We start from the raw sequence: 14,998 nt of genomic DNA, 5'->3' as shown, positions 1-14,998 counted from the left end.
CCATGGCGGGCCCGGGCGTCAGTCGCAGGGAAGCATTCGGTCTCGTTGGTGCAGGTGCACTGGCGAGCGCGGTTCCGGGTCTCGCCGGAGCGGCCACCGGATCGACCCCGGATGAACGTTCGGGCCCGCTCTGGTTTTCGACCCGGGCAGGGCAACCCTGGCGCCCCGTTGCAGTGCCGCAACTGACAGCGGCAGCAGCCAATCCGTTTGCGATGAGCGCGCAGATCCGGCTCGATGCGCCGAAGCAGACGATCGCCGGCTTCGGCGGTGCCTTCAGTGAAAAGGGCTGGGAAGCGCTCTCGGCCTTGCCAGCACCGGCCCGCGCCACCGCGCTCGAGCGGTTGTTCGGCGATGATGGCTGCGCCTTCAGCCAATGCCGCACGCCGATCGGGGCGAACGACATCTCGCGCAAATGGTACAGCTACGACGAAACGCCCGGCGATTTCGCGCTGTCCCACTTCTCGGTCGCCAACGATCGCGAAACGCTGATCCCCTATATCAAGGCGGCAAAGGCCTTACGCCCCGACCTGAAAGTCTGGGCCTCGCCCTGGTCCCCTCCGACGTGGATGAAGAAGGGGGGCCACTATGCGCAGGCCCCGGCATGGCCCAACAATCCCGACAACGGCATCCGGCCAGACCAGCTGGGCAAGGAAGGAACCGATTCCTTCATCCAGGAAGATCGCTACTTCGAAGCCTACGCGCGCTATTTCGCGCGATATGTCGAGGAATACGCCAAGGACGGCATCCGCATCGACACGGTGATGCCGCAGAACGAATTCAACTCGGCACAACCGTTCCCGAGCTGCACATGGACGCCCGAAGGGCTCGCCAGGTTCATCCCGTTCCTGGGGCGAGAGATGGACAGGCTGGGCGTGCGCGTGTTCTTCGGAACGCTCGAGCGCGGCAACGCCGATCTCGTCTCGGCGGTGATGGCGCATCCGGAAGCGGCGGCGGTCATCAAGGGCCTGGGCGTGCAGTGGGCCGGAAAGGCGGCACTTCCCGCCCTCGCCGAACGCTTCCCCAAGCTTGAGCTCTGGGGCTCGGAGCAGGAATGTGGCGTCGGCACCAACGACTGGCACTATGCCCGCTATGGCTGGGCTACGCTCAAGCGCTACTTCCAGTACGGCGCGAGTGCGTGGACCTACTGGAATCTGGCCATGCCCAAGGGCGGCTGGAGCGGCTGGGGTTGGCCGCAGAACAGCCTGGTCGAAGTGGATACCGCGGCGGGCACATTCCGGCTGACCGAAGACTATTGGCTTATCCGACACCTTGCCGCGTTCGTGCGCCCGGGTGCCCGCTTCGTGCCGGTCGACAGCTTCCTGGGCTTCGATGACCAGCTTGCCTTCCGCAATCCCGACGGTTCGCTCGTGCTGGTGACCAACAACGCCATCGCGCAGCCGTTGACCGTGCGCAACATGATCGGCGGCAGGATGCTGTCCCTTGAACTCGCGCCCGATTCGCTCAACACGATCGTTCTGCCGGCAAGCATGATCGGCTGAAGCCCAAGGAGTTGCGCGTGGATCGACGGTCATTTCTCGGCACGTCCGGCGCCCTGCTTGCCGGCCTCGCCGCAATGCCGGCGTTCGCTGAACGGCCCGCGATTGCCCGTCTTATCGTCGACAACGATTTCGGTGGCGATCCGGACGGGCTGTTCCAGCTTGCCCATCAACTGCTGTGCCCGGCAACCCGGACCACGCTCATCGTCGGCACGCATCTTCAGCCCGGATCGCCTTTCGATCCGAGCAGTCGGCAGGCCCGCAATGCTGCCGACAAGGCCAAAGACCTGCTTGCCCTGCTTGGCATGCAGACGCCGGTGATCGCTGGCGGAGAGACCGCCCTCGCCTCGCTGCAGGATCGCACGAGCAGCCCGGCCACCAGCGCAATCGTGCGCGAAGCGTTGCGCGAGGATACCGGCGAACCGCTGATCTATGCCGCCGGCGCCGGGCTGACCGAGATCGCCCGCGCCTGGCGCTCCGATCCGCGCATCGGCAAGCGGTTGAAGCTGATCTGGATCGGCGGCAACGAGCACGCAGGGCTTGGCCCCGTGCTGCCGGGACCGCCCGAAGTCGAATACAATCTGACGATCGATCCCCTGGCCGCGCAGGTCATCTTCAACGAAAGCGACATCGAAATCTGGCAGGTGCCGCGCAACGCCTATCGGCAGATGCTGGTCGATATCGCCGAAATCCGCGCGCTCGCCAGCAGCGGCCCACTGGGCGCCTACCTCCATGGCGAGCTTGAAGCATTGCTGGGGAAACTGGATTCCATGCCCCCGGCGGTCGCCGAAACGCTTCCTCGAACCGAGACTTACGTGCTCGGTGACAGCCCGCTGGTCACGTTGACGGCGCTGCAAACGCCGTTCCAGCCCGACGCGGCATCCAGCGACTATGTCACCATGCCCACCCCCCGGCTCGGACCTTCGGGCGAATATCGGGCCAATCCCGGCGGCAGGCCGATGCGCGTCTATACGCGGATCGATGCGGGGCTGACGTTCCGCAGCATGTTTGCCCGCATCCGCGCCCATGATGGGCGCTCTCGGTCCGCCTCCGGGACCTAGCGCGCGGCAGGCAGTCTTGCGCCGGGATCGGCCGTGGGAAACGCCTGAAAATACGCCGCCTTGACCTCGGAGATAGCACCGGCTGCGGCCTGCTGCGCGGTGCGACCGGATTTGTCCGCGACGTCCGTCCTCGCGCGATGGTCTGCCAGCAGCTTCAGCATCGCGCCCTGCTGCGGGTGGTAGCCTCCATCCAGAACGCGGTGCAGCGCCGTCTGGCCGTTCGCGTCCTGCACGTCGACATTGCCGGCAAGTTCGATGGCCATCGCCAGCGCCTCCGGCCTCTGGCTGGAAGCTGCGGCCAGCAGCACGTTGGTCCCGTCCGCGGCGACGAAGGTCTTGTCGGCGCCGCCTGCGACAAGTTGCCGCATGACCGCGGCCTGTCCCGACTGCGCCGCACGCAGCAACGGCGGCGTCGGCGGAACGGGCGGCGGCGGCACGCCGAAGTTCGCCTCGGTCACCCAGGTGATCCGAGAGGGTCCGGTCAGGCCATTGGCATCGGCCCCGTGTGCCAGCATCGCGGCGACGAGCGCGTCCGCCCCTGCGGCAGCGGCGACGTGGAGCGGGCGGTTGCCGTTGCGGTCGATCTCGGCCAGATCGCCGCCGCGTTCGACCAGCTTCTGCGCCACGGCCCAGTTCTTCTGGTAGAGCGCCATCTGCAGCGCGCTGGTGTTTTCCGGCCCCCGGCGGGCGATGTCGGCACCGGCCGCGACGATCGCATCGAACACTGCAGGGTTGCCGCCGGCAATGGCGAAGAACAGCGGGGTGAAGCCGCCCTTCGCTTCCCGTTCGACCTTCGCGCCGGCCTTTAGCAAGATCGCCACCGCTTCAGCCTGTCCGGCAGAGGCAGCCCACATCAGCGGGGTCTGCCCGCGCGGGTCAAGGCTTTCGACCGGGGCGCCGCGATCTAGGAGCGCCCGGACCGTGGCGGGGGTCGAAAAGCGCGCGCACAGCGCCAGCGGCCAGGCGCCCTCCGCCGAGGCCCGGTGCACATCGGCGCCGGCGTCGACAAGCGCCAGCACGATCCCAGGATCGCCGCGTTCGCAGGCAAGCCCCAGCGGCGTGAGCCCCGAGGCATCGGCCACGCCGGCTTTCGCGCCATGGGCCAGCAGCATGCGCACAAGGTCGGCGTCCTGCACCTCCACCGCGCGCGCCAGCGGGGTTTCGCCATAGGCGAGCCGCTGGTTCGCATCCGCGCCCCCGGCGAGTGCCGCCCCGAGCGCGGCCACATCGTCGCGCCCAATCGCATCGGCCACGCGATCGTCCTGCGCGTGCGCGGCACCGGCCGTAACGCTCGCCGACAAGGCCACCGCCAGCAGCAGCCTACGCATCGGTGAGTTCCCGCAAGGGGCCGGTGCTGTCGCCGAACCTGTCGGTCTGGACGCCCAGCAGGTTGAGCCCGGCGAGCATCAGGTTCGACATCGAAGTGCCCTTGGCCACTTCGACATGGCGCCCGCCCTTCACCAGCCCGCCGGCGACGATCACCGGCAGATCCATGAAGTCGTGATCGTTGGAATCGCCGAACGCCGATCCGCGGATCACCAGCGTGCTGTCGAGCAGCGAGCCCGCGCCATCGCGCGTGTCCTTCATCCGCTGCAGCGCGTAGGCGAAGAATCCCATGTGATAGCGGTTGATCTGCGCCAGCTTGGCCATCTTGTCCGGGTTCTTGCCGTGATGGCTCAGCATATGGTGCGAATCCGGCACGCCGATTTCGGGATAAGTGCGGTTGGAAATCTCGCGCCCGATCATGAACGTGCCCACGCGGGTCAGGTCGGCCTGCATCGCCAGCACCTGCAGGTCGATCATCAGGCGCACATGGTCGGCAAAGGTGGCGGGGATGCCCGCCGGCTGCTGCAGGCCGGTCTGCACCACGGCGGGCCCGGCTTCGGCTCGCTGGATGCGGCGTTCGATCGCGCGCGAGGCTTCGAGATATTCGTCGAGCTTGTGCCGGTCCTCAACACCGAGCGCACCCGAAAGCCGCGCCGCATCCTCGCGCACGAAGTCCAGAATCGAGGTCTGCCGCCGCGCCTGCGCGGTGCGGCTTTTCGCATCCAGCGCCTCGCCATCGCCGAACAGGCGCTCGAACACGTCGCGCGGGTTGGCGGTGACCGGCAGCGGCACGGTGGGCGTCAGCCAGGAAATGCCGTTGGTGTAGGCACAGGAATAGTTGATGTCGCAGCTGCCCAGCAGGCTCGCCTGGTCGATCCCCAGTTCGAGTGAAGGGATCTGCGTCGCATCGCCCAGATGCGCGGCGAAAACCTGGTCCATCGACACGCCGCAGCGGATATCGGGCCCTTCGGTCTGCTTGGCGTGGGCGCCGGTCAGGAACGCGGGGCACGACCGGCCGTGACCCGCCGGACGATCGCCCATCGCCGCCGCCTGCGGATGGCCCAGCCCGGACACCACGACCATGCTGTCGCGATGCGGGGCGAGCGGCGCCAGCGTGGGTGGCAACGCATAGTCGCGCCCCGTTGTCGCCGGACGATACGCGTCCATCGTCATGCCGTTGGGGGTATAGAACACCTGCAGCCGCTTCGGCCGCTGCGCCGTATCCGCCATGGCACTGTTCGGCAGCATCGCTTCGAGCAGCGGCAGCGCCATGGCCGTGCCGGCGCCGCGCAGGACGGTGCGGCGTGACAGGGGCTTGCGGATGATCCTCACTTCGCTCTCCTGCCCGATGCTGCGCCCGGAGTGGCGGCGGCGACGCTCATCGCGGCCTTGCGCATGGTGAATCCCGGACTCGTCACGATCCCGCGCACGATCGTCTGCGCGCGATAGTCGTCGCGCGCCGCCTGCCGGGCGATGGCGCGCACCGCCGGCATGTCCTGCGGCCCCAGCCCGCGTGCCAGGGCATAAGTCATCAGCCGCTCGGTAAAAGCCTGCGCGAATTCGTCGCGCCGCGCCATGAGCACGTCGCGCAGGCCGCCGACGCCCGCGATGTTCGCGCCAGTCGGCAGCGTGGCGGTATTGTCGATCGCCTGCCCGGCGTCGCTGGTGCGCCAGGCGCCCACCGCGTCGAAATTCTCGAGCGCGAAGCCCAGCGGGTCCATCTTCATGTGGCAAGCGGCGCACGATGCGTTGGCGCGATGCAGTTCGAGCTGCTGGCGCGCGGTAAGCAAGCGGCCGTCGTGCTCAGTCTTGAGCGCGGGAACGTCCGGCGGCGGCGGCGGCGGCGGCGATGCCAGCATGTTGTCGAGGATCCACTTGCCGCGCTTCACCACAGAAGTGTGGTTGCCATACGACGTCACCGTCAGGATGCTAGCCTGCCCCAGCAGCCCGCCGCGCGGCGATGCCGGATCGAGCGCCACCTTGCGGAAGGCAGGGCCGCGCACGCCCGCAATCCCGTAGTGCTCGGCAAGCCGCTGGTTGAGGAACGTGTAGTCCGAGCGGATGAAATCGGTCACCGGCCGGTTGGCCGACAGCACGTTGGCGAAGAACATCCGCGTCTCGGTTGCCATCGCCTCGCGCAGGCGGTGATCGAACTGCGGGAACACGGTAATGTCGGGGCGCTGCTGGTCGAGATTGCGCAAGTAGAGCCACTGACCGGCAAAGTTGTCGGTCAGCGCGCCTGCCCTGGGATCGGCCAGCATCCGCGCGATCTCGCCATCGAGCACCGCGGGCGTGCGCAACCTGCCCTGCTCGGCGAGCGCAAGCAGGCGTTCATCGGGGATCGAGCTCCACAGGAACAGCGAAAGCCGCGTGGCAAGGTCTACGTCCGAAACCGGGTAGGCCGCGCCCGCTGGCGTGCCCGGCGGCGGACTTTCCACCACGAACAGAAAGCGCGGCGAGACCAGCAGCGCCTCGATCGCCGCCTCGATCCCGTGCCCGAAGTCCGACCGCTTGCGCTCTCCGTTATAGATGGCCAGCAGCGGCGCGACATCGGCCGGGCTGACCGGGCGCCGCCACGCGCGCCGTGCGAGCGTTCCGAGTATCTGCCGCGCGCACGGCTCTTCCTGCGCCACAGAGCGGGGCGTGCAGGTGAAGATCGCCCGGCGCGAAGGCGTTTCGGTAAGGCCCTTGGCCTCGAAGGGGCCGGCGACGTCCAGTTGCAGCAGATCGCGCGGGAAGTTGCGCTGCGAATAGCGCGGATGCATCCGCCACGATGGCACCATCAGCGTGCTCGCCCGCACGCCATCGACCCACACGTCGAGCGGCAGCAGCGCCGGCTTGTCGATCGGCAGCGGCACGTAGGACGTGTCGTTGCGCAGCGTCTGCACCGTCTCGTCGGGCCAGGTCTGGCGGCGGAACGCCATGCTGACCGTGTGCGGCCCGGCCTTCATCGGCACCCGCGCCACATAGCGGTCCTCGATCAGCCGGTCGCTTTCGTTGTTGGTGTTCGAATTGAGCCAGGCGGCGATGTCGTACTTGCCGTCGTAGCGCGCGTTATAGCGCACCGCGATCCCCCCGCGCGACGCCAGCGGCAGGTCCGCGCCCGCGCGCTCGTTGTAGGCGGGAATGCCCGAATTCATCACCGACCCGTCCTTCGCCACCTGGAACGTGGTGACGTAGTCGCGCTTGGCGGTAAGCCCGGTCGCCTGCCGCGCGACCTTTCCGGCAACGGCGACGTATCGCTCCATCAGCGTTGGCGAAACGCTCAACACATCAGCGATGTTGTCGAAGCCGAATCCCGAATTGTCCGCCGGCAGCTCGCGCGCGAAATCGCCCTCTACGCCAAGCAGATCGCGCACTGCGTTGGCGTATTCGGCGCGGTTGAGCCGCCGCAGCACGCTGCGCCCAGGATCGGGGTTCGCCGCGACGAAGCTCGCCCTGCTCGCATCGAGGAAATCGACGAAGGCGGCGCGCATTTGCGGATCGGGCTGGGGCTTGGAATGCGGCGGCATCTCGCCCGAGGCGACGCGGCGCAGGATCTTCTCCCACGCCTCGGCATTGCGGCCGGTGCGCAAGTCCTCGACCTTCAGATCGGCAACCGACAGCCCGGCGACATTGTCGACGTCGTTATGGCAGCGCGAACAGTAGGTATCGAGCATGGGTTCGATCCGCGCGGCGGCGGCCAGCATCGTGCCGTCGGTCTCTACCGCGCCCGCGCCGCGCGTGGCGACAAGGGCGGACGTCGCGGCGGTCAGCGCGCTTGCGAAAAGCAGCGCGCGACCAAGAACTGCGCGGCGGACTGGCTTGATCAATGAACTGCCCCGAACGGAAAGCCGGCGCGCATCCGCGCCTGTTACGACCCGGGTTCGGGGACTAGGACGGGGCAGCAGGAGCGTCCATTGCCATTAACATCACGTCGCGTCGCGATAATGTGCGCACTTGCAGCAAAACGCTCTGTAGAGCGCAGGCGCGCGCGGATCAGGCCGCTGCGCGCCTGTTCCCGGCCGTTGCCGCATAGACGATCAGCGACAGAAGGATGAAGATCCCGCCGCTGGACCACAGCGCGGCATCGACCGACCAGCGATCCACCAGCAGCGCCGCCGCCGAGGGAAGGAAGGCCGCACCGCCCAGCTGGAACGCAGTGAGATAGAGCACGGCGCGGCGGGCGGGATCGATCTCGATCAGCCAGCCTGCGAAGAAGGGCGGCACGAACAGCCAGACGAAGCCGAAGCACACGCCCACCAGCACCAGCCCCGCGCTGCTTTCGCGCGCCAGGAAGAACCCGGCGATCAGCAACCCGGCGACAAGCGCGCCCCCGGCGATCGCCGTACGGTAATGCAACCGCTCGCCCCAGCGCGCGGCAATGCTTGCCCCCGCGATCTGCGCGACCAGCGAGGAAGCGACGATCAGCCCCTCGAACTTTGCCGAATGCCCATTCTTGGCGAGCCAGATGCCAAGATAGCTCCAGGTCGTGACGATCGCTCCCAGGAAGAGCCCCGAACAGCACAGCGCCACAAGGCTCGCGGTCGAAAGCGCGCCGCCGCTCTCGTCGGCAGCAACCGGCCGCATCGTCGATGGCACCGCCAGGGCCAGAAGCGCCGCCAGCACCGCCGCGCCGGCAAGCGCTGCGAACACATGATCCGCAGCAGACCCCGCGCCTTCGACATACGGCAGGGTAAAGGCGACAATGGCCTGCAGCAGCGTCTGCCCCGCCAGAAACAGCGCGCTTGCGCGCTCTACATGCGCGGACAGGGCAATCGCCACCAGCGCCGCCGCCACGAGCACGCCTTCGCACAGGCCGGCCGCGCCGCGCAGCAGCAGCAGCCAGGCGTCATGCCCGCCCCCGATGCAGAGCAGGTCCACTGCGGCGAGACCGATTGCCGCAAGGATCGCCACGGCGCGCGGATTGGCCCGCCGGAACAGCCAGACGCCGGCCAGTGAGCCAAGCGCGATCGCCAGCATCTCCACGGTGACGAGGTTGCCGATCTCCGCTTCGGAAATGCGGCGTTCGAGCACCAGCCCGCCGAGCAGCAGCGGCTGCAGCCCCAGCACCAGCAGCCCGACCGAGCCGATGGTCAGCGCCACGGTCAGCACGCCGCCGCCGATGCCGCGGACCGCACCCCTCATTCGGCGGCGTCCACCGGCGCGCGCCGCGTCAGGTATTCGGGCAGGAACGTGCGGGAATAGGCGATGCGCGCGCGTCGCGCCTGTTCCTCCATCGCGTCGGTAATCTGGCCATGGCGATGGACCGAAAGCGACCAGATAGCGTCGCTGATGACGATGACTTCCACCAGCCTGTCGCGCAGATCGGGGATTTCCGGCAGCACGAACAGCGCATCGAGCAGCTCGAGCATCCGGCCAGCGGTGACGTAATTGCTGTCGTGATCCTGGATGCCGATGTCGGGCGACCAGGCCGGCCCGCCCAACAGCACCTGCCGCGCCGCAGGATGGGCGTTGAACCAGCGCTGCGCCGATCGGAACTGCCGCGTCTGCAGGTCCTGCCAGCTTTCCACCTCGGTTGGCGGATCGGCCAGCACGGACTGCTCGAAGCGCGTCAGGTAGCGTTCGGCCAGCGCGCTGAAGACGAGCTGGGGTTCGGGAAAGAAGTGATAGATCGACGGCGGCGAGATGCCGACTTCGGCGGCAATCGCGTGAATGCTGAGCGCCGCGGTCGGCACCTTTTCCAGCAGGCGCTCGGCCCCGTCGAGGATCGCCTCGAAACGCGCCTTGCTGCGCTTCTGCGCCGGGCGGCGGATGTCGGCGCGGGTCGATCCCCGCTCTGCGGTGCGTCCTTCGGTCATGGTGGCACGATCCTACGGGACCGCGCGAAAATCAATCATCTGTCCGAAAAAATTATCTCGCCAATTTTCAAACTTGACACATTTCGAGATTCGGTCACTCCTAATGCGACAAATGTCGAAAACGGCAATGAGGGAATGACGATGATGCGCGTTGCTGCCCTGCTATCGGTTTCGTTGCTGGCTCTAACCCCTCTCGCCGCACAGGCGCAGGAAGCCGCTCCCCCTGAAGGCGCCCCCCAGAAAAGCGAGGGCCTCGGCGAAATCGTCGTCACCGCCCAGCGGCGTGCCCAGAACGTGCAGGATGTGCCGATCAGCATCGCTGCCATCAGCGGCGAGGCCCTGTCGCAGGCCGGCATCCGCGATCCGCGCGACCTGTCGCTGCTCGTCCCCGGGCTTTCCTCGCAGGCGGGCACGGCGGCCACCACCACATCGCTGTTCCTGCGCGGTGTCGGCATCGGCGATTTCAACTCGAACACCACCGGCGCAGTCGGCGTCTATGTCGACGACGTGTTCCTCGGCGCGAATGCCGGCAAGCTGTTCAACGTCTTCGACAGCGATGGCATCGAAGTGCTGAAAGGGCCGCAGGGCACGCTCTATGGCCGCAACACCACCGCAGGCGCGATCCGCTTCACATCGCGCAAGCCGACCGACACCTTCACCGCCAACGGTTCGGCCTCCTATGGCCGCTACAACGAGATCCAGCTCGAAGGCGGCGTGGGCGGCCCGATCGCGGGCGATGTGCTGAAGGCCCGCGTTTCGGGCACCTATCTCAAACGTGATGGCTGGCTGCTCAACCGCGTGACCGGTCACAAGCTCAACGATCTCGACATGTGGGCGGGCCGCGCCATCGTCGATTTTACCCCGAACAGTGACGTGCTGGTCCGCGCCATCGTGCATGGCGGCCAGAACCGGGGCGGCGCGCGGCAATTCCAGCATCGCGGCCAGGGCGTCGATTTCGCCGGCAACCCCAACTTCAGCGCCAGCGGCGTGCCGCTCGACGGGCTCGGCTATGCCGATACCGACAACAACCTGAACGCAGGCGACTACGACGTCGAGGGCAAGGAACGGGTGGACGTGTTCGGTGCCTCGCTCACCGCCAGCGTCCAGTTCGACAAGGTCTCGCTCACGTCGATCAGCGCCTATGAACAAGTCCGCCGCAAGACGCTGGAGGATACCGACGCCAGCCCCAACAATGTCCTGACCGCCACGTACATCGACCGGCCGGACCAGTTCAGCCAGGAAATCCGCCTGCAATCGCGCGACAGCACCAAGGTGAACTGGATCGTCGGCGGCTACTACTTCCACGACAACCTCGTGACAAAAAGCTCGTACGACATCCTGCGCGTGTTCCGCGATCCCAATGACCTGCTCGGCACGTTCGATCCGGTCAACTCGATCGGCAACTTCGCCTTCCCCTACACGCAGAAGACCGAGAGCTGGGCTGCCTTCGCGCAGACCGACGTCAAGCTCACCGACAAGCTGACCGTCACCGGCGGCTTGCGCTATTCGACCGACAAGATCGACTTCGATTTCCATTCGGCGTTCGACGACGTGATCTTCGTCCCCGTGCTCGATTTCACGGGGTCGAAGACGTTCCACGACCTGTCGTGGCGCGGTGCGGTGTCCTACCAGGCGAGCCGCGACGTGCTGCTCTATGCCAGCGCATCGAAGGGCTACAACAGCGGCGGCTTCGCGGGCGGGTCCTCGTCCGATCCGGCTCAGTTGAAGCCGTTCCGTTCGGAAAAGCTCTATGCCTACGAAGCCGGCTTCAAGAGCGAGTTGCTCGGCCGCACGCTGCGCTTCAACGCTGCCGGGTTCTACTATAATTACAAGGACCTGCAGGTCTTCGTTTTCGATACTTCGGGCACCATCCCGGTGCAGCGCAAGCTGAATGCGGGCAATGCCGAGATCTATGGCGTGGAAGCCGAACTGCAGGCGCAGCCGAGCCGCAACTTCAACGCCTTCGTCAACCTCAGCCTGCTGCACGCGCGCTACAAGACGTTCACCGCGTTGAGCGCGGCCGACTATTCGGGCAACCAGCTGGTCAACGCGCCGTCGGTCGCCGTGTCGGCCGGGTTCACCGTCACCCAACCCCTGCCCGGCGACAGTGCGCTGCGCCTGCGCATGGACGGCAGCTTCCAGTCCGAAACCTTCCTCGCGCCCGACAACCTCGCCAGCAACCGCGTCGCGCCCTATGCGCTCGCCAACGCGCGCCTCTCGTGGCTCTCCCGCGACGAGAAGCTGGAGCTGGCGCTGTGGGCCAAGAACATCACCAACACGCGCTTCATCACTTATGTCTCGCCGGTGATCACGATGGACGAGGTCAACTACAACGATCCGGCCACCTACGGCGTGCAGGTCTCCTTCAAGTTCTGATGTCCCCCTTCAACGATCGAAGAGCACCCCATCCATGAACCGCTCCGCTGACGAGGCGCTGCGCGCCCGCGCCCTCAAGGTCATCCCCAACGGGATGTACGGCCACGAATCCACCCGCCTGCTGCCCGCGCTCTATCCGCAATTCTTCAGCAAGGCCGAAGGCGCCTATATCTGGGACGCGGATGGCAACCGCTATCTCGATTTCATGTGCGCCTATGGCCCCAGCCTGCTCGGCTATCGCGACGAACGCGTCGAAGCCGCCGCCCGCGCGCAGGCGGCGCTGGGCGATACGCTGACCGGCCCCTCCCCACTGCTGGTCGATCTGGCCGAAACGCTGGTCGAAATGGTCGATCACGCCGACTGGGCGATCTTCTGCAAGAACGGCACCGATGCCACGACCATGGCGATGAGCGTCGCCCGTGCGCAGACCGGGCGCAAGGTCGTGCTGCTCGCCGCCGGCGCCTACCACGGCGCGGTGCCGTGGTGCACCCCGATCCCGGCCGGCGTGGTGCCCGAAGATCGCGCGCACCTGCGCTATTACACCTACAACGACGTCGAAAGCCTGGAAAAGGCCGTGACCGAAGCGGGTGACGACCTTGCCGCGATCTTTGCCTCGCCCTTCAAGCACGATGCCTTCATCGATCAGGAACTGCCCGATCCGGCCTATGCCCGCCGCGCGCGCGAACTGTGCGATGCTGCCGGCGCCAAGCTGATCGTCGATGAAGTGCGCGCGGGCTTCCGCCTTGCGCGCGGCAGCAGCTGGACAAGCCTTGGCGTGCAGCCAGACCTGTCCGCCTGGGGCAAGTGCTTTGCCAACGGGCACCCGATTTCGGTCCTGCTGGGCAACGATTCCTGCCGCGATGGTGCGGGCCAGATCTACGCCACTGGATCGTTCTGGCTTTCCGCCGTGCCGATGGCGGCGGCGATCGAAACGCTGCGGATCATACGCGAAACCGACTACCTCGAACACACCGTCCGCCTCGGCAATCGCTGGCGCGATGGGCTCGATGCGGCGGCCGCCCGCCACGGCTACACCTTGCGCCAGAGCGGCCCGGTGCAGATGCCGCAGATTTTGTTTGCCGAAGATCCGGATTTCCGCACCGGCTACGCCTGGGGCGAGGAAATGCTCAAGCGCGGGGTCTATGTGCACCCCTGGCACAACATGTTCCTGTGCGCGGCGATGACCGATGCCGACATCGACTTCGCTCTCGAAGCGGCAGAGGCGGCGTTCGCCGCGCTCAAGGCCCGGCAGCCTTCGCTCGAACCGCATCCGGTGCTCGTCGCCATGTTCGGCGCGCATTGAGAGGCGCATTGTGAGCGCTGTCGATTCACGCCCGATCGACCTGATGGCGGTCGGCCTCACCACGCTCGATATCGCCGTTCATCCGGTCGCGTCGCTGCCGGGCGAGGAAGGCCAGATCGTCGAGCGCATCGCGCTGTCTCCAGCGGGGACGGCGGCGGGCACCGCCTATGTCGCGCAGCGTCTCGGGCTGCAGGCGGCCGTCGGCTCGGCCGTCGGAATCGACCCGCAGGGCCAACTGGTGCGCTCGATGCTCGAAGCCGAAGGCGTCGATACCACGCTGCTCGTCGATGACGGCGCGATGCCCACGTCGACGACCGTGCTGCCGATCAGACCCAACGGCGACCGGCCGAACTGGCACATGCTCGGCGCCAGCCTGTTCGCACCGGTCACGCCCGCCATGCTCGAAGCGCTCGACCGCACCGCGGCGGTGCACTGGGCGGCAGTTGGCTTTCCCGGAACTGCGGGGCAAGGCGCCGGGTTCCTGGCCGCGGCAAAGGCCAGGGGCGCCTTCGTCACCTGCGACCTGATCGCACCATCGCCCGCCGCCGCGCAGGACCTCGACGCGCTGCTGCCACACGTCGACATCTTCATGCCCAGCCTGGCCGAAGTGGCGGTCCTGTTCGGCAAGACCGATGATCTGCGCGCCGCGGCCGATCACTTCATCGCCAAGGGAGCCGGCGCCTGCCTGTTCAAGCTCGGCGCGCGGGGTGCCGCGCTGTTGACGCGCGACAGCGTGATGGAAGTGCCGGCCTGGCGGATCGATCCGGTCGATACCACCAGCTGCGGCGATTCCGTCTGCGCGGGATTTCACGCCGCGCGGCATCGCGGGCTTTCGGATCGCGATGCGATGGCGTTCGCCTGCGCGACGGCGGCGCAGGTCGCCTCGGGCATCGGCACAACCGGAACACTTGCCAGCTATCAGGGCGTGGTCGATTTCATGGCCACCCACCAGACGGCCACGGACGCTTCCCATGGGTAACGAACAGGCGCTGCGGCAATCGATGGTCGATGTCATGCAGCAGATGGATGCGCGCGGCCTCAATCGCGGCACTTCGGGCAACGTTTCGATCCGCGTCGATGGCGGCATGCTGGTCACGCCCTCGGGCGTCGTCCCCGGCCGGCTGACGGCGGAGCAGATGGTCTTCGTCGACAATGCAGGCAACTGGGACGATCAGGGGCCGCGCCCCTCATCCGAGTGGCGGATGCATCTCGGCCTCTATCTCGCGCGCGGCGAGGTTGGCGCGGTGGTCCACTGCCATTCGCGCCACGCCACCATCCTGGCCTGCGCAGGGCGAGAGATACCCTCGGTCCATTATATGGTCGCGGTCGCGGGTGGTGCCAAAGTGCCGCTTGCCCCCTATGCCACCTTCGGTTCCGAAGAGCTCGCCCAGGCGATTGCCACCACGCTCGATGGTTACCGCGCCTGCCTGATGACCAACCACGGCCAGATCGCCGTCGGCCGCACGATCCACCAGGCGCTCGCCGTGGCCGACGAGGTGGAGGAACAGGCCGCCGTCTATTGCGGCACACTCACCATCGGCGGGCCGCTGTTGCTGGATGACGCCGAAATGGCGCGGATCGGCCAGGCTTTCATGCGATACGGACAGCAGAAACAGGGCTGATCCGCTTCACCGG

Annotated in this window: 11 protein-coding genes; 6 read left to right on the top strand and 5 right to left on the bottom strand. The window is 67.1% G+C overall.

What is annotated here, in order from left to right; all coding sequences use genetic code 11:
* The first annotated feature begins 2 nt into the window (after positions 1-2).
* The gene (locus AACH40_RS07665) at positions 3-1,499 is read left to right on the top strand and encodes a hypothetical protein (RefSeq protein WP_338645289.1); all 1,497 of its coding nucleotides are present in this window, start codon (positions 3-5) and stop codon (positions 1,497-1,499) included.
* Between the two features lie 17 nt (positions 1,500-1,516).
* Positions 1,517-2,557 (top strand): nucleoside hydrolase, encoded by a 1,041-nt coding sequence (locus AACH40_RS07660; protein ID WP_338645286.1) that lies wholly within the window; start codon positions 1,517-1,519, stop codon positions 2,555-2,557.
* Here the strand turns inward: AACH40_RS07660 and AACH40_RS07655 are convergent.
* The 5 genes from AACH40_RS07655 to AACH40_RS07635 all read right to left on the bottom strand — a co-directional run bounded on the left by AACH40_RS07655 (position 2,554) and on the right by AACH40_RS07635 (position 9,684).
* The gene (locus AACH40_RS07655; protein WP_338645283.1) at positions 2,554-3,885 is read right to left on the bottom strand and encodes an ankyrin repeat domain-containing protein; all 1,332 of its coding nucleotides are present in this window, start codon (positions 3,883-3,885) and stop codon (positions 2,554-2,556) included. The genes AACH40_RS07660 and AACH40_RS07655 overlap by 4 nt on opposite strands.
* Positions 3,878-5,215, bottom strand: a complete 1,338-nt coding sequence (locus AACH40_RS07650; protein ID WP_338645281.1) for a DUF1552 domain-containing protein — start codon at positions 5,213-5,215, stop codon at positions 3,878-3,880. The genes AACH40_RS07655 and AACH40_RS07650 overlap by 8 nt, the downstream gene beginning before the upstream one ends.
* Positions 5,212-7,695, bottom strand: coding sequence for a DUF1592 domain-containing protein (locus AACH40_RS07645; protein WP_338645279.1), 2,484 nt, complete (start codon positions 7,693-7,695; stop codon positions 5,212-5,214). The genes AACH40_RS07650 and AACH40_RS07645 overlap by 4 nt, the downstream gene beginning before the upstream one ends.
* A gap of 166 nt (positions 7,696-7,861) precedes the next feature.
* Positions 7,862-9,010 (bottom strand): MFS transporter, encoded by a 1,149-nt coding sequence (locus tag AACH40_RS07640; protein WP_338645277.1) that lies wholly within the window; start codon positions 9,008-9,010, stop codon positions 7,862-7,864.
* Complete coding sequence (locus AACH40_RS07635; protein ID WP_169494209.1) at positions 9,007-9,684, bottom strand: TetR/AcrR family transcriptional regulator; 678 nt, start codon at positions 9,682-9,684, stop codon at positions 9,007-9,009. Before AACH40_RS07635 ends, AACH40_RS07640 begins: the two co-directional genes overlap by 4 nt.
* Before the next feature lie 141 nt (positions 9,685-9,825).
* Between AACH40_RS07635 and AACH40_RS07630 the strand changes: the two genes are divergently transcribed.
* The 4 genes from AACH40_RS07630 to AACH40_RS07615 are packed head-to-tail and all read left to right on the top strand — an operon-like array spanning position 9,826 to position 14,985.
* The gene (locus tag AACH40_RS07630) at positions 9,826-12,060 is read left to right on the top strand and encodes a TonB-dependent receptor (RefSeq protein WP_338645275.1); all 2,235 of its coding nucleotides are present in this window, start codon (positions 9,826-9,828) and stop codon (positions 12,058-12,060) included.
* A gap of 34 nt (positions 12,061-12,094) precedes the next feature.
* Positions 12,095-13,363 carry an aminotransferase class III-fold pyridoxal phosphate-dependent enzyme gene (locus AACH40_RS07625; RefSeq protein WP_338645273.1) on the top strand — a complete coding sequence of 423 codons (1,269 nt, stop codon included), beginning with the start codon at positions 12,095-12,097 and terminating at the stop codon, positions 13,361-13,363.
* A 10-nt stretch (positions 13,364-13,373) separates the two neighbouring features.
* Positions 13,374-14,342 carry a carbohydrate kinase family protein gene (locus tag AACH40_RS07620; RefSeq protein WP_338645271.1) on the top strand — a complete coding sequence of 323 codons (969 nt, stop codon included), beginning with the start codon at positions 13,374-13,376 and terminating at the stop codon, positions 14,340-14,342.
* Positions 14,335-14,985: a class II aldolase/adducin family protein gene (locus AACH40_RS07615; RefSeq protein WP_338645269.1), complete on the top strand. Its 651-nt coding sequence runs from the start codon at positions 14,335-14,337 to the stop codon at positions 14,983-14,985. Before AACH40_RS07620 ends, AACH40_RS07615 begins: the two co-directional genes overlap by 8 nt.
* Positions 14,986-14,998 lie beyond the last annotated feature (13 nt).

Origin of the sequence: Novosphingobium olei, assembly GCF_037076535.1 — a bacterium.
Taxonomy (GTDB): Bacteria; Pseudomonadota; Alphaproteobacteria; order Sphingomonadales; family Sphingomonadaceae; genus Novosphingobium; species Novosphingobium olei.
Note: the sequence above shows the minus strand (reverse complement) of the source record. Positions and strands in the feature narration are given on the sequence as shown.

Bases quoted from the DNA above. Each gene is read 5' to 3' on its own strand.
- AACH40_RS07665 (WP_338645289.1), top strand. From the start codon at position 3: ATGGCGGGCCCGGGCGTCAGTCGCAGGGAAGCATTCGGTCTCGTTGGT.
- AACH40_RS07655 (WP_338645283.1), bottom strand. From the start codon at position 3,885: ATGCGTAGGCTGCTGCTGGCGGTGGCCTTGTCGGCGAGCGTTACGGCC.
- AACH40_RS07640 (WP_338645277.1), bottom strand. From the start codon at position 9,010: ATGAGGGGTGCGGTCCGCGGCATCGGCGGCGGCGTGCTGACCGTGGCG.
- AACH40_RS07635 (WP_169494209.1), bottom strand. From the start codon at position 9,684: ATGACCGAAGGACGCACCGCAGAGCGGGGATCGACCCGCGCCGACATC.
- AACH40_RS07630 (WP_338645275.1), top strand. From the start codon at position 9,826: ATGATGCGCGTTGCTGCCCTGCTATCGGTTTCGTTGCTGGCTCTAACC.
- AACH40_RS07625 (WP_338645273.1), top strand. From the start codon at position 12,095: ATGAACCGCTCCGCTGACGAGGCGCTGCGCGCCCGCGCCCTCAAGGTC.
- AACH40_RS07615 (WP_338645269.1), top strand. From the start codon at position 14,335: ATGGGTAACGAACAGGCGCTGCGGCAATCGATGGTCGATGTCATGCAG.